8 protein-coding genes are annotated in these 15,290 nt (G+C 73.4%); 2 read left to right on the plus strand and 6 right to left on the minus strand.

Going from position 1 to position 15,290, the window contains the following annotated elements; translation table 11 throughout:
* Positions 1-3 precede the first annotated feature (3 nt).
* The 6 genes from ACK8N7_RS13530 to ACK8N7_RS13555 all read right to left on the minus strand — a co-directional run bounded on the left by ACK8N7_RS13530 (position 4) and on the right by ACK8N7_RS13555 (position 12,948).
* Entirely contained in the window at positions 4-1,884 is a 1,881-nt protein-coding gene (locus ACK8N7_RS13530; protein WP_500442512.1) for a GMC family oxidoreductase N-terminal domain-containing protein, read from the minus strand.
* A 59-nt stretch (positions 1,885-1,943) separates the two neighbouring features.
* On the minus strand, positions 1,944-3,560 hold the full coding sequence (locus tag ACK8N7_RS13535; RefSeq protein WP_403216179.1) for a succinic semialdehyde dehydrogenase: 1,617 nt from the start codon (positions 3,558-3,560) through the stop codon (positions 1,944-1,946).
* Positions 3,561-3,710: 150 nt separating this feature from the next.
* Complete coding sequence (locus ACK8N7_RS13540; protein ID WP_500442514.1) at positions 3,711-5,375, minus strand: serine/threonine-protein kinase; 1,665 nt, start codon at positions 5,373-5,375, stop codon at positions 3,711-3,713.
* Between the two features lie 143 nt (positions 5,376-5,518).
* On the minus strand, positions 5,519-8,650 hold the full coding sequence (locus ACK8N7_RS13545) for a serine/threonine kinase C-terminal domain-containing protein (RefSeq protein ID WP_500442516.1): 3,132 nt from the start codon (positions 8,648-8,650) through the stop codon (positions 5,519-5,521).
* Positions 8,651-8,850: 200 nt separating this feature from the next.
* Positions 8,851-10,965, minus strand: coding sequence for a serine/threonine-protein kinase (locus ACK8N7_RS13550; RefSeq protein ID WP_403216172.1), 2,115 nt, complete (start codon positions 10,963-10,965; stop codon positions 8,851-8,853).
* A 276-nt stretch (positions 10,966-11,241) separates the two neighbouring features.
* Complete coding sequence (locus ACK8N7_RS13555) at positions 11,242-12,948, minus strand: glycerol-3-phosphate dehydrogenase/oxidase (protein WP_403216169.1); 1,707 nt, start codon at positions 12,946-12,948, stop codon at positions 11,242-11,244.
* A gap of 246 nt (positions 12,949-13,194) precedes the next feature.
* On the opposite strand from ACK8N7_RS13555, the gene ACK8N7_RS13560 reads away from it, so the two are divergent.
* Both ACK8N7_RS13560 and ACK8N7_RS13565 read left to right on the plus strand, forming a co-directional pair.
* Positions 13,195-14,457 (plus strand): nucleotide sugar dehydrogenase, encoded by a 1,263-nt coding sequence (locus ACK8N7_RS13560; RefSeq protein ID WP_403216167.1) that lies wholly within the window; start codon positions 13,195-13,197, stop codon positions 14,455-14,457.
* A gap of 132 nt (positions 14,458-14,589) precedes the next feature.
* Positions 14,590-15,234, plus strand: a complete 645-nt coding sequence (locus ACK8N7_RS13565; protein WP_403216165.1) for a hypothetical protein — start codon at positions 14,590-14,592, stop codon at positions 15,232-15,234.
* Positions 15,235-15,290: the final 56 nt, after the last annotated feature.

Here is a 15,290-nt window from a genome sequence, read left to right on the forward strand (position 1 = left end):
CGGTCACGGATTGGGTACGGGGGTGTTCCCGACGCCCTTCACATCCGCCCCGGCCTCCACGGTCCCCTTCGGCGGTACGACGGGGATCCCGAGGAACGGCAGCTTCAGCGCCGCGAACGCGTCCTCGGGCACGGTAGGGGCCAGCGGCTCGACGGGGGCGAGGCGTTGGTAGGCCGCGCCCTGCTCCGGTCGCGGGTCGCTCTCGCCCTTGTTGGGCCAGAACGACATCGCGCGCTCGGCCTGGGCGGTGATGGTCAGCGAGGGGTTGACGCCGAGGTTGGCGGAGACCGCGGAGCCGTCGACGACGCTGATGCCGGGGTGGCCGTAGAGGCGGTGGTAGGGGTCGATGACGCCCTCCTCCGTGCTCGCGCCGATCGGGCAGCCGCCGAGGAAGTGGGCGGTTAGCGGGGTGCCCATCAGCTCGCCGACGTTGGATCCGGCGAAGCCGTTGATCTCCTCGGCGAGGAGGGTGGCGCTGCGGGTGGCCTCGGGGATCTGGGTCGGGTTGGGCGCGCCGTGGCCCTGGCGGGCGGTGAGCAGGCCTTTGCCGATGCCGCCCGGTTTGCGGTACGTCGTCAGCGAGTTGTCCAGCGACTGCATGACGAGCCCGATGATCGTGCGCTCGGACCAGTGGTGGTTGGAGAGCGAACGGACGGCGAGGGTGGGGTGCTTGGCCATGTTGGCGAGCCAGCCGAGCACCCGGCGTCCGCCGTAGGGGACCTGGAGGATCGACATCGCGCCCATGGCGTTGGAGCCCTTGCCGTAGCGGACGGGCTCGATGTGGGTGTTGTCGTCCGGGTGGATCGAGGAGGTGATCGCGACGCCCTGGGAGAAGTCGGCCTTCGCGATGCCGTGCTTCCTGCGGTAGCGGCGGTCGCTGGTCTGGGAGCCCACCAGCGCCTCGGAGTTGGTCCGGGTCAGCTCCCCGAGCCTGGTGGAGAGCCGGGGCAGCAGGCCGCGGTCCTTCATGGCGTGCAGCAGGGTCTGGGTGCCGTACGTGCCCGCCGCGACGACGACCTTGCGGGCGCGCAGCTTCGTGGGCTTCGCCTTGCGGCGGCGGTCGGTGGGGACGGTGAGGACCCGGTAGCCGCCCTCCGGATCGTCGGTGACGGCGACGACGGAGGTCATCGGGTGGATGACCGCTCCGGCCTTCTCCGCGAGGTGGAGGTAGTTCTCGTTGAGGGTGTTCTTCGCGCCGTGGCGGCACCCCGTCATGCACTCGCCGCACTCGGTGCAGGCCTTGCGGGCGGGTCCGGCGCCGCCGAAGTACGGGTCGGGGACCGTGCCGCCGGGCTTGGCCTTCGCGGTGCCGTCGGCGTCCTTGCCGTCGCCGAAGAAGACGCCGACCGGGGCCAGGTGGAAGGTGTCGCCGACGCCCATCGCCTCGGCGGCGGCCTTGAGGTGGATGTCGGAGGGGGTCATGGTCGGGTTGAGGCGCACGCCGAGCATCCGGCGGGCCTGGTCGTAGTACGGCTTCAGCTCGTCCTGCCAGTCGGTGATCGAGGCCCACTGGCGGTCCTCGAAGAACGGGGCGGGCGGCACGTACAGCGTGTTGGCGTAGTTGAGCGAGCCGCCACCGACCCCGGCGCCCGCGAGCACCATGACGTTGCCGAGGAGGTGGACGCGCTGGATGCCGAAGAGACCGAGGGCGGGGGCCCAGAGGTAGTTCTTGAGGTCCCAGGAGGTCTTGGGGAGGGTGCCGGGGGTGAAGCGGCGGCCCGCCTCCAGGATGCCGACGCGGTACCCCTTCTCCGTCAGCCGCAGGGCGGACACCGCCCCGCCGAAGCCCGAGCCGACGACGAGGATGTCGTAGTCGTACGCGGCGTCGTCCTCGGCGGGAACGTGGCTCACGGCCTGTTTCTGGGCAGGGCTGTCCTGGGACATGGCGCTCCTCGGTACGGAATCGGAACGAAAAGGGCGTGCTACGGGCCCCGGAACGGCGCTCAGCGCAGCCGGAACGCCTTCATCGCCCTGAGGCTGCGGGTCATGAACGCGGCGTACTTCTCGTCGTCCATGCCGAAGGACGGGGCGAGCGGGATCAGCCGCTGCTGGGCGACGGTCTGGGCCTCGGTGTACTTGAGGATGCCCTCGGAGCCGTGCCGCCGGCCGAGACCGGAGTCCTTCATGCCGCCCATCGGGGACTGGACGCTGCCGTAGGCGGGGGCATACCCCTCGTTGATGTTGACGGTGCCGGTCCGCAGCCGGGCGGCGACCTGGTGACCGCGCCGGGAGTCGGTGGTCCAGACGCTGGAGTTGAGGCCGTACGGGGTGGCGTTGGCCAGCGCGATCACCTCGTCCTCGTCGCTGAAACGGTAGATCGAGACGACCGGGCCGAAGGTCTCCTCGGTGCAGACGGCCATCGGCGCCTCCACCCCGTCCAGGATGGTCGGCTCGTAGAACAGCGGCCCGATGTCGGGGCGTGCGACGCCGCCCGCGACGAGCGTCGCGCCCTTCTCGACGGCCTCGGCGACATGCCGGCTCACCGTCTCCAGCTGGCGCTCCCCGACGAGGGAGCCCATGTCGGCGCCGTACGCGAGGGAGTTGCCGAGCCGCATGGCCCTGGTCCGGGTGGCGAACCGTGCCACGAAGTCGTCGGCGACGGACTCGTGGACGTACAGCCGCTCGATGGAGATGCAGAGCTGTCCGGCGGAGGAGAAGCAGGCGCGGACGGCGCCCGCGGCGGCCTTCTCGACGTCGGCGTCCTTCAGGACGAGCATGGCGTTCTTGCCGCCGAGCTCCAGCGATACGCCGACCAGCCGGGCGGCGGCGCCGACCGCGACCTCGCGGCCGGTGCGGGTGGAGCCGGTGAAGGAGACGTAGTCGGCGCGGCTGACGACCTCGGGGCCGACGACGGGTCCCTCGCCGAGGACGATCTGGAAGACCTCGGCGGGCAGCCCGGCCTCGACGAGCAGGTCACGGGCCCACAGGGCGGTCAGCGCGGTCTCCGTGTCGGGCTTCATCACGACGGCGTTGCCGGAGACGAAGGCGGGCAGCGCGTCGCCCACCGACAGCTCGAAGGGGTAGTTCCACGGGGCGATCTGGCCGACGACCCCGCGCGGCTGGCGCAGTTCGGTGACCTTGGTGAGGGTCGGGACGACACCGGTGTGGCGCCGGGGCTTGAGGTAGGCGGCCGCCCTGCGCCCGTAGTGGCGGGCGGCGACGGCGACGGACTGCACCTCTTCGTGGGCGTGCAGCCGGGCCTTCCCGGTCTCCAGCTGGATGAGGTCGAGCACCTCGGACTGGCGGCTGAGGACCAGGTCGTGGAAGCGCAGCAGGATCGCGGCCCGCTGCCGTACGGGGGTGGCGGCCCAGGCGGGCTGGGCGGCGCGGGCCCGGTCGAAGGCGGTGGCGACGTCCTCGGGGGTCGACTCGGGCAGGTCGGCCAGCTTCTCCCCGGTGAACGGCGAGTGGTTGGCGGTACGGCCCGATCCGACGACACCGCGGATCAGCTGGGCGACCACCTCGGGGGTGACCACATCGGCGGCCGTGCGCACGCCGGCGGGGGCGACCGCGACGGGGTTCGTACCGAGGGGGGCGTCAGGGGCCTGCGAGTCCGTCATGAGGCCGAGAGTATGTCGAGCCGAACACTTTGGGTACCCGTGGGTAACAGTTTTTCACAGGACCCGCCGCCCTCCCGGCACCACCACCGTGACCGAGCCAGTGATCGCTGGCGACATAACCGCTGATCAGTGGCTATGGGCCCGGCCCGCTCAGTTCTGCGGGCCCGGTGCCCGCCAGCTGCGCAGCATGATGTCGAACTTCTCGCGGCTCGCCGCCCACCCCTCCTGCGGGGCCGTGAGATAGAGCGCGTACTCGGGGCCGCCCGGGCCGCCGTAGTACATCTGGTCGATCCCGTGCCGGGGCCCCGCGTGGTCCTTGGTCTCGTTCCAGGTGAACTCCCAGAGCGAGCCCGGCCGGTCGCGGAAGGTGTTCTTCTCCAGGCCGATCCGCTGATAGCCCGGCAGCCGCTCGGAGAGCTGCTGCTCCATGTTCTCCATGTGCAGATACGGATGGTCGAAGTCCGGGTCGGGGTCGACGCTGATCCGTATGCGGTGGGCCCCGCCGTCGGGGGTGTAGTCGATCTGCCCGGCGTTCACCTCGCGCGTCCAGCTCTTGGGGACGACCAGGCTGAAGCCCGCCGGGTCGTCGACCCGGTGCCAGCCGTCGGGTATCTCCGGGGTTCCTTGCGCGGGCGGGGTGCCGGAGGGGGCCGGGGTGGTCTGCGGGGCGGAGGGCGTGGTGGGGGTGGCCGTGCGGTCGTCGGCCGACGCGCCTTCCCCGTACTTCATCGCGGCCAGCCCGGCCGCGCCCCCGAGGACCGCCGCGGCGACGACCACGACGAGCGCCGTGCGCCACCGCCGGGAGCCGCCGCGCCGGGTGACGGGGGCGGAGGAGGGGCCGCCGACGGGGGCGGTCGGAGTCGTCGCGGAGGGCGCCGGTCCGGGGAGCCGGGCCGTGGAGCCGTCCGAGCCCGCGTACGCGAACCCGGTCTGCTCCTCCACCCGTTGGGTCGGCACATGCGCCTGGGCCGAGCGCGGCTCGCGGCCCTCCATGGCGTCCAGCAGCATCTGCTCGGTCTCGGCGGCCGTGGGGCGGTCGGCCGGATCCTTGCGGAGCAGCGCGGTGATGACGGGGCCGAGGGGACCGGCGTTGACGGGCGCGGGCGGTTCCTCGGTGACGACGGCCTGCATGGTGGAGATCGGGGACGTACGCCGGAAGGGCGAGCGTCCCTCCACCGCCGTGTACAGGGTCGCGCCCAGCGACCAGAGGTCGGAGGCGGGTCCGGGGTCGCCGCCGCGTACCCGTTCGGGCGCCAGATAGTCGATGGAGCCGACGAGTTCGCCGGTCCGGGTGATGGTGGAGTCGCCCTCGATCGCGGCGATCCCGAAGTCGGTGAGGAGCACCTGCCCGTCGCGGGCCAGCAGGACGTTGCCGGGTTTGACGTCGCGGTGCAGCACCCCGGCCCCGTGCGCGGCGCGCAGGGCGCTCAGGACGTGGAGGCCGATGCGGGCCGCCTCGCGCGGGGCGATCTCCCCGCTCTCCTTGGCCTGGTCGGCGAGCGAGGGCCCGTCGACGTACTGCATGACGATCCAGGGGCGCTTGTCGTACTCGATCACGTCGTGGACGGTGACGACGCCGGGGTGCGTGATCCGGGCCGCCGCGCGCGCCTCCTTCTGGGTGCGGGCGTGCAGCACCAGCCGGTCGGCCTCGGCGACGTACAGCCCGGCGGTCAACTCCTTGACGGCGACCGTGCGGTGCAGCACCTCGTCGTGGGCGCGCCAGACCTTGCCCATGCCGCCGCGGCCGAGCACCTCGCCCAGCCGGTAACGCCCCGCCAGCACCAGTCCCGCAGCCGTGCCCTGTGATCGATCCACGTGTGTCCCCGCCCCGTTCCTCGGCTTGCCAGATTACGGAGCGCGGGCGGTGGGACGGAACCGGGGATCGCCCACGAGACCGCACTGTGATGGTTGTCGCCACCCCACAAGGACCCTCTCGGTGAGCGGCCGATGACGTGCGGTCAGGCGTTCACCCGGTACGAGGCGATGGCCTGCTGGTAGATCTCGGTGACCTTGTCCCGCTCGTCCTCCGGGCCGATGACCTGGACGATGTGGTAGCGGCCGTCGACGACCATGGCCAGGTTGCGGACGTACACCTCGCGGCCCGAGCTGTCCTGCCAGGTGAACTGCCCCTCGGCCATGGCCTGCCGGCCGACGTCGACCCGGCGCAGCCCCGACGAGGTGGACCAGCTGGAGTCGCGGAACGGCTGGAGCTCGGGCTGTTTGTCGCGCTGGTAGTCCAGCGGGTCGCTGCCCGCCGCCTTGACGGTGTCCCGGCCGGGCACCACGAGGAGCGTGAAACCGTCGCTTCCGTAACGGATCTGACGGTCCGCGTTGGCGGGACTGCGCTGCCAGTCCTTCGGTACGCCGACCTCGAAGCCCTCCGCGTCCTTGCGGAGCACATAGCCGGGGGCGAGCGCGACGGCGGAGCGGCTGGTCTGCGGCTGCTGCGAGCCGGGATCGGTGCTCGCCCCCGCGGAGGGGGTGGGCGCCCCGGACTCGGTGCCCGGCGGGGTGGGGGCGGCGGAGCCCGTGGGCTGCCCGGGCCCGGGCGCACCGGCCCGGCCGCCCGGCTCCTGCTTCGGCATGAACATGAAGGCGTACGTGATGGCCGCGGCCATCAGCAGCAGGACCAGGATCAGCAGCAGCCGGCCGAGGTGGCGCGGCGAGCGCCCCTCGCGCGGCCGGGCGGGCTCGCGCAGCACCCTGGGCCCCTTGGGCTCGCGCGGTGCGCGGGACGGGCGGGGCTGTTCCCAGGCGTCGGCGGGGTGGCCGGAGCGCTCGGGAGGCAGCATCGACTCGTGCCGGGGCGGCGGACGGCGCAGGTCCGGGTGTTCGGCGGCGCGCTGCTTCTCCAACTGCTGCCGCCTGCCCTGCCGGTGGCGGCCGTGCGCGGATCCTCCGCCGAACCTGCCCCGGCGCCTGCGGACCAGCTCGCCCCGGCGGCGTACGACGGGGAGCCGGGTGGCGTCCGGCGCGGGCAGCGGGACGACGTCGGCGCCCGCCTCCGGCTCGGGGGCGGACCGCACCAGCGAGCGCAGCCAGCCGCGCAGCTCCTCGAAGTCCGGCCGCTCGGTGGGGTCCTGGCGCAGCAGCGACTCGACGACGGGCCGCAGCGCGCCGCACTCCTCGGCGAAGGCGGGCGGCTCGGCGCACACCATCTGGACGAGCTCGGCCGCGCTCTCCTCGGGGTAGGGGGCGTGGCCCTGGACAGCGCGGTAGAGCAGCGCGCCGAGCGCCCACAGGTCGGTGGAGGGGCCGATGGGGGGCGCGAGCTGCCAGTTGTCGTGGACGGGACCGGCCTGTTCCGGTGCCCAGCGCTCGGTGACGGGGCCGACGACGGCGATCCGCGCCTGCCGGGCGCGCTCGGCGGCGAGCGGGGTCGCGGGGCCCCGGTAGACGGCGGCCTTGCGGCTGCCCGCGACGGCCTCCTCCCAGGTGCTGGAGGGGGCACGTTCCGCCGGGAGACGGGTGGCGGGGGCGAGCGAAGCCTGTCCGGGGCGGCGGGAGTCGGCGCGCAGCGCGTCCTGGCCGGAGCCGCCCGCGGGGACGGACCGCCCGGCGCCGGGCCCGTCGTCCCAGGTGCCCGCGAGGTGGACGCGGCGGGGCGGGCGGGGGCCCTCCTCCTCGTCGTCCTCGTCGTCATCGTCTTCGTAGGGGTCCTCGGGCGGGCTGCCCCAGGGGGCGGTCAGCCGCGGGCCGGGGAGGCCGGCGGAGGCGGGGCCCGGCTCGGGGGTGTCTCCATCAGGGGTGCCGGGGAGGGCGCCGAAGCCGGTGCCGGTGCCTGTTCCCGTGCCGGTGTCCGGACCGGGGTCCGTGCCCGGGTCGGGGCGCTGCGCGGGGAGGGTGCCGGTCGTGTCTTCCTCCGTGCCCCCGGCCGCCGGGCCCTGGGGCTCCTTCGAGAGGTTCGCGGGGGTGCTCCCGGGCGCCTTGCGGCGGTCCTCGGTGTCCCGGGCGGCGGCGCGGGCGCCGGCGCGGTAGGCGGCGATCGCCCCGGCCCTGGCGGCCCGCAGCTGGGCGGCGCTCGCGGCTCCTGGCTCGGCGGGGGGCCTGGGGGCGGCCGTGTAGGGCACGGCGGGCGTGGCGGGGCGCGGAACGAGCTCCTGGCCACCGGGCTCGTCGTAGGCCGCCCGCGCCTCGGGCACCTGTTCCCCGACCCGCTCGGGGCGGAAGGCGTTCTGCCCGTCGCCCCGCTCCGGGCGGAACGCGTGGTCCTGCGGCAGCTGCGCCCGCACGAACGGCGGGACGAGCGGGAGTTCCTGGCTTTCGTGGCTCCCGGCCGGCGGCAGGGAGTAGGCACCGCGGCTGTCCGGCAGCTCACCGGGCTCATCGGCGCCGACCGCCTCGACGACCGGTATCCCCAGCGTGTCGTCGGCCTCGGGCACCTCGTAGGCCCCCTGCCCCTCGCCGTACGTCTCCGCCGGGCTCCCGTACGTCTCCGCCGGATCCCCGTACGTCTCCGACCGCTCTCCGTACGTCTCCGCCACCGGCTCGTCGTCGGGCAGCGGCTCGGGGGCGTACCCGCAGAGCGCCTCCTCGGCGGCGCCCGCCGCGAGGCCGGTGAGCATGACGCGGCCGTCGTCGCAGACCAGGACCGTGCGGACGGTGATGTTGCGGTGGGTCCAGCCGTGCGCGTGGAGCACCCGCAGGGCGGTGAGCACGTCGGAGCCGATCTCGGCGGCCCGGTAGGGGTTCAGGGGGCGTTCGGCGAGGAGGGCGGCGAGCGGGCGGGCCGCGACGAGCTCGCTGACTATCCAGAGCGAACCGGCCTCGGCGAACACGTCGAAGACCTGGTCGAGCCGGGGGTGGTCGGGCACCTGGGCGGCGGCCTGCGCGGCCTCGATCGCCCGCCGGACCGCGGGGTCCGTGCTGCGGCGCACCGCCCGCCCGGTGGTGCGCCCGCCCGCCGCCGACCGGCCGTCGGCGTCGAGCACCTCGGCGTCCACGATCTCCGGCAGCGGCACCTGGCGGACCAGGACCTCCTGGCCGCTGTAGGTGTCGAACGCCCGGGTCTCGACCAGTTCGTACCCGTCGGACGGGGGCAGCGGCAGGCGGTAGCGGTCGGCAAGCACCCGACCCGCGTAGTCGTCCACGACGCCTCCCCAGAGCGCGCTGTTCCCCCGGCCATCCGTGCCGTACGAATCAGTCAGTTGTGGTCATTCGGCGGGTAATTGACCCACTGTTCCGGCTGCGTACGGTCTCCGTCGTCTTACGATACGTGGCAACGCGGGCCAAGGGGCCGGGTCGTGGCAACCCGGCCCACCCAATACCTCTCGCCCGCGCCGCCCGACGGCTACTTCGTGGGCTCGAAAGTGGCGAACGCCGTCTCGCGCAGCGTCCGGCACTCGTCGCCGTCCCACTCGTCCGTCTTGCAGCTGATCATGATCGAGTAGCCGCGCCGGGCGTCGACCTTGAAGCCGCGGTTGAGCACCCGGACCCGGACGCCGTTGTGGCTGCGCTCGAACGTCCAGTCCGCGACGGTCGGATACCCGTTGTACTCGACCTTCTTTATGCTGCCGTGCTTGTAGCCGTCGCTGAGGCCCCTGGCGCTGGCGACGGCCCCGCGCCAGGCGGCGGCCGCGTCGTCCTTGGGCGAGCCGTTGAAGTCGACCTGGACCCTGGGGAAGCCGCCGCGCTCGGCGTTGTAGATGCCGCCGGAGTTGGCGCCCGCTATGGCCGTGCGCTTGAAGGTGCCCGGCATCGCCATGGCGAAGTGGAAGCGGTCGTCGCTGACCGTCTCGTACCCGGCGGGCAGTGCGTCGCCCGGGTCGTCGGTCTTCGGGTCGTCGGCCGGGTCGTCTGCGGGATCGCCGGTCTTCGGGTCGTCCGCGGGGTCGCCGGACGGGTCGCCGGACGCCTTGCCGTCCTCGGTGCCCTGCCCGTCCTTCTGGCCGCCCTCCGAGCCGCCCTCGCCCTCGCCCTCTGACCCGCCTGCCGCCGCTCCGGCGGAGGCCGCGGTGTCGCCCTTGCCGTTACCGGCGTCGGCCTTGTCGTCACCGTCGCCCAGGGTGAGCGCGAGGACGGTGCCGAGGATCGCCAGCGCGACGACGCCCGCGATGATCGCGAGCGTGCGGCGCGGCACGACATCGGTGATCGAGGCGCGGACGGTGGCCGGTGAGGTCGGGGGGCGCTGCGGGGGTACGGCGGCGGCCGCGGAACTCGTCGGCTTCGCGGCGGACTTCGTGCCGGTGGCCGTGGCGGTGGTGGCCGCGGAGGGCGAGGCCGTCGCGGCCTTGCCGCCCGGTGTGCCGGGGGGCGTGGCGGGCTTGGGCGGGGTGGCGGGCGTTCCGGCGGCCGCGGCGGCCGGGGAGGCGGAGGCTGCCACCGCCGCACCTGCGGCGACCCCGGAGGCCGCCTTCGCGCCGCGCACGGAACGCAGCGCTCCGCGCAGCCGGTCGCGCGCGCCCTCGCCGGACTCGCCCGACGCACCGGTCTGCTTCGGCGGCTTGGGAGCCTTCGTCAGCTTCGCGGCCCTGCCGGCGCCGGTCTCGGCGTCGGGGGCCGGCGGCAGGGCCATGACCTGGGTGGAGTCGGCGGGCGGGACCGCGGGGGCGTCGGGTGCGTTGATCACCTTGTCGAGCAGCGCCCGGGCCCCGGCGTCGTCGAGCCGCTGGTCGGGGTCCCGGGCGAGCAGCCCGTAGATGACCTCGGTCAGCGGGCCCGCGTTCTTCGGCGGGTCGAGCGGCTCGGTCATCACGGCCGTCAGGGTGGCGATGGCCGAGCCCTTGTCGTACGGCGGGCAGCCCTCGACGCTCGCGTACAGCAGTCCGCCGAGCGACCACAGGTCGGCGGGCGGTCCGGGCTTGTGGCCGCGGGCCCGCTCCGGCGAGATGTACGAGGGGGCGCCGACGAGCATGCCGGTGGAGGTGACCGAGGGGTCGCCCTCCACCTGTGCGATGCCGAAGTCGGTGAGCACGACGCGGCCGTCCTCGGCGATCAGCACGTTGGACGGCTTCACGTCGCGGTGCAGGATGCCCTCGCGGTGCGCCGAGCGCAGTACGTCGAGGATGGCGAGCCCGACCTCCGCGGCCCGCCGGGGCGTCAGCGTGCCGTCCTCACGGATCGCTTCGGCCAGCGACTTGCCCTCGATCAGCTCCATCACGATCCACGGGCGGTCGTCCTCGTCGACCACGTCGTAGACGGTCACCGCGCCGTTGTTGCGGATCCGCGCGATGGCCTTCGCCTCACGCAGGGTGCGCGTGATCAGCCGGCGCTTCTCGTCCTCGTCGATGGCCCCGGGGAACCGCAGTTCCTTGACCGCCACCGTACGGCCGAGCGTCTCGTCGGCAGCGCGCCAGACCGTGCCCATGCCGCCCCGGCCGAGCACCTCCCCGAGCCGGTACCGCCCCGCGAGGAGACGACCGTTCTTGTCCCGTTGGGGCTCCCGTGCCTGCTCCGCCTCCGACATGCGTCCCCTCTGCGATCAACCCGCCCTGGCAGAGCGTTCATTGTCCCTCACCCCGGGACCGGTCCTGGTGCCGGGTCCGGGGTCCGCCACGATGGGGCCCGAAGAGGGAATCCCCCACAGCCTCCTACCAACCCGGCCTCCCCGTCCAGCGCCGTCCGAACGGCCACCGCCGCGGGACCGGGCCTGTCCCGCCCAACTGGCCCGGACCTGATGGGCGGTGACCTCCGGGGCCTGCCCCAGCGGTGACCGCCGGGGTGGGCACCCCCGGGGCCTTTCCTAGATCGGCACGATGTCCGGAGCGCCGAGCCGGGCCGCGTCCGCCGTGAGGTCGTCGGGCTGCCGCTGCGACTCACGCTCGGCCTCCACCCGCTTCTCGTAGTGCTCGACCTCCCGGTCGGTCTGCCCCTCGTCCCAGCCCAGCACCGGTGCCATCAGCTCCGCGCAGAGGCGGGCGCTGCGGGTGCCCCGGTCGAAGGTCTCGATGGAGATCCGGGTGCGCCGGGTCAGCACGTCGTCCAGGTGCCGGGCGCCCTCGTGGGAGGCGGCGTAGACGATCTCGGCGCGGAGATAGTCGTCGGCGGCGGGCAGGGGTTCGCCCAGGGTGGGGTCGGCCAGGATCAGTTCCAGAATTTCTTCCGTCATTGAGCCGTACCGGTTGAGCAGGTGCTCCACCCGGACGACATGGAGCCCGGTCCGGGCCGCGATCCTGGCCCGCGCGTTCCACAGGGCCTTGTACCCCTCGGCGCCCAGCAGCGGGGTGTCCTCGGTGACGCAGGCGGCGACCCGCTGGTCGAGGCCGTGCACCGCCTCGTCCACCGCGTCCTTGGCCATGACCCGGTAGGTCGTGTACTTGCCGCCCGCCACGACGACCAGGCCGGGGGCGGGGTGGGCCACGGTGTGCTCGCGCGACAGCTTGCTGGTGGCGTCCGACTCACCGGCGAGCAGCGGGCGCAGCCCGGCGTACACCCCCTGGACGTCGTCCCTGGTCAGCGGGGTGTTGAGGACGGAGTTGACGTGTTCGAGCAGGTAGTCGATATCTGCGCTGGAGGCGGCCGGGTGGGCCTTGTCCAGATCCCAGTCGGTGTCCGTGGTGCCGATGATCCAGTGCCTGCCCCAGGGGATCACGAAGAGGACGGACTTCTCGGTGCGCAGGATGAGGCCGGTGGAGGAGTGGATGCGGTCCTTGGGGACGACCAGGTGGATGCCCTTGGAGGCCCGGACGTGGAACTGTCCGCGCTCGCCGATGAGCCCCTGGGTGTCGTCCGTCCACACCCCGGTCGCGTTGACGACCTGCTTGGCCCGGACCTCGTACTCCTTGCCGCCCTCGACGTCCTGCACCAGCGCGCCCACGACCCGCTCGCCCTCGCGGAGGAAGCCGATCACCCGGGCGCGGTTCGCCACCTGGGCCCCGTAGGAGGCGGCGGTGCGGACCAGCTCGGTGACGAAGCGGGCGTCGTCCATCTGGGCGTCGTAGTACTGCAGGGCGCCGACCAGGGCGTCCTTCTTGAGCGCCGGGGCGACCCGCAGGGCATGGCGGCGGGAGAGGTGGCGGTGCACGGGGAGGCCCCGGCCGTGGCCCGAGGAGACCGACATCGCGTCGTACAGCGCGACGCCGGAGCCCGCGTAGAGCCGCTCCCACCCCTTGTGCTGCAACGGGTAGAGGAAGGGCACCGGCTTCACGAGGTGCGGGGCGAGCCGCTCCAGGAGCAGCCCGCGCTCCTTCAGCGCCTCCCTGACCAGGGCGAAGTCGAGCATCTCCAGATAGCGCAGCCCCCCGTGGATCAGCTTGCTCGACCTGCTCGAAGTGCCCGACGCCCAGTCGCGCGCCTCGACCAGGCCGGTCGAGAGTCCTCTGGTGGCGGCGTCCAGCACCGTACCGGCGCCGACGACCCCCGCCCCCACGACCAGCACGTCCAGTTCGCGCTCGGCCATGGCGGCGAGCGCGGCGGTGCGCTCGGCGGGTCCCAGTGTCGCTGTCCTCACTGCTGCCTCCCGGTGGATCGGGGTGGTCGGACACGGGAGTGCCACCCGGCCGAGAGGCCGGCCGCCCGTGTCCACTCCTCGATTCTGTCCGCGCTCCCCGACTTCAGCCACCGCCTGTGGACAACACCCGGACGACAGGCGTCACGCAATGCGACATATAGGTCATATTTACGCCTAGTCTGACATTGCACTGTCCACAGCGGTTGCGCTTTTCGCACTCCGGTCTTAGGGAAGGCGGCCTTCGACATGCCCGCAGACCTCGCCGTCATCGGACTCGGCCATCTCGGCCTGCCCCTGGTCCAGGCCGCCGTGGCCGCCGGGATCGACACGGTCGGCTACGACACCGACCCACGTCCCTGCGCGGAACTGCGGGCGGGCCGCACCCCCGTCGAGGGCTCCCTCACCGCGTCCGAGATCCGCCGCATGCTCTCCGGCGGCTTCCGCCCCACCACCAGCGCCGCCGAGCTGGGCCGGGTCCGTACCGCCGTGATCTGCGCCCCCACCCCCCTCGGCCCCGACCGCACGGTCGACCTCACCGCCCTCGGCGACGCCGCCCGCGCCCTGGCCGCCCGGCTGCGCCCGCACACCACCGTGCTGCTGGAATCCGCCGTACCGCCCGGCACCACCGAGAACTTCCTGCGCCCGCTGCTCGAAGAGGGCTCCGGGCTCGTCGCCGGACGCGACTTCCACCTCGCCTGCTCCCCCAGCCGGCTCGATCACGGCAACCGCACCCACACCTACGCCTCCACCCCCAAGGTCATCGGTGGCCTCACCTCCGCCTGCACCGAGTCGGCCGCCGCCTTCTACGGACGCCTCACCGACAAGGTCGTACGGGCCCGGGGGCCGCGCGAGGCGGAGATGACGAAGGTGCTGGAGACCAACTTCCGGCACGTCAACATCGCGCTGGTCAACGAGATGGCGGTGGCCTGCCACGACCTCGGCATCGACCTGTGGGACGTCATCCGGTGCGCGGAGACCAAGCCCTTCGGCTTCCAGCCCTTCCGGCCGGGCCCCGGCGTCGGCGGCCACGGCGTCCCGGTGGACCCGGGCTGCCTCCCGTACAGCAGCCGCACCCCCGGCCACCCGCTGCGGATGGTCTCGCTGGCGCAGGAGATCAACGACCGGATGCCCAGCTACGTCATCCAGCGCTGCGCCACCCTGCTGAACGAGCACGGCAAGTCCGTCCGGGGCGCGCGGGTGCTGCTGCTCGGCGTCACCTACAAGCCGGACAGCGCTGACCAGGAGGCCGCGCCCGCCCGCGAGATCGCCACCCGCCTGATGGACATGGGCGCCCAGATCGGCTACCACGACCCGCACGTCCTGGACTGGCGGGTGCGCGAACTCCCCGTCCCGCGCGCCGACTCGCTGTACGAGGCGGCAGCGGCGGCCGACCTGACCGTACTGCTCCAGCAGCACCGCACCTACGACCTCCAGGGCCTCGCGGTGAAGGCGCAGCTCCTTCTGGACACCCGGGGCGCCACTCCGGCGGGGGCGGCACACCGGCTCTGATGCCGCGTACCGGCCACCGAGATTGCTAGTGACCGATTCCGGTGCGTACTGCTACCGTGCGGCGTCACAGAGCGCACACGTGTTCGCGTCAAGAACCGCACCTGCGCATTTCGCCCCAGGGGGAGACCCAGCGTGAGCCAGCCCGTACAGCCGCCGAACCAGCCCCAGCAGCCGTACGGCGGCCAGTCCGCCGACGGCAACCCGTACGCCGGCGCACCCGCCCCCGCCGCCCCGACGGGCAACCCCTACGGCGACCAGCCCCCCGCCCCGACCGGCAACCCCTACGGCCAGCAGCCCCCGGCGCCCACCGGCAACCCCTTCGGGGGCCAGCAGCCCGGCCCGTTCGGCGGAGCCCCGTTCGCCCCGGCTCCCCCGGCCCGCAACAACCTGGCCCTCGGTGTGCTGGTCGCCCTCGGCGCGGCGATCGTCGCGGCCGTCCTGTACGGCGTGATCCTCGGTTCGATCGAGCGCGAGATCGGTTACGCGGCGGTCGGCGTCGGCTTCCTCGTCGGCTTCGCGGCCGCCAAGCTCGGCGGCGCCAACCCGGTGACCATCGCGGCGGCCGCCGTCTTCTCGATCGGCGCCGTCTACCTCGGCCAGCTCATCGGCTACGCCATGGTGATGGCGGACGTCGCCAACGTCTCGTTCTCCGAGGTGTTCCTCGACCACTTCGACGCCGTGACGCGGGTCTGGAAGGAAGAGGCCGACTTCATGCGGTACCTCTTCCTCGCCCTCGGTGCCGTGGCCGCGATCGGTGGCGCCAAGAAGGCGGGCTGACACCCCGTCGGAGCATACGGAAGGGCCCGGACCGTTCGTCGGTCCGGGCCCTTCCG

It is taken from the genome of Streptomyces griseobrunneus, assembly GCF_046713465.1.
Taxonomy (GTDB): Bacteria; Actinomycetota; Actinomycetes; order Streptomycetales; family Streptomycetaceae; genus Streptomyces; species Streptomyces microflavus.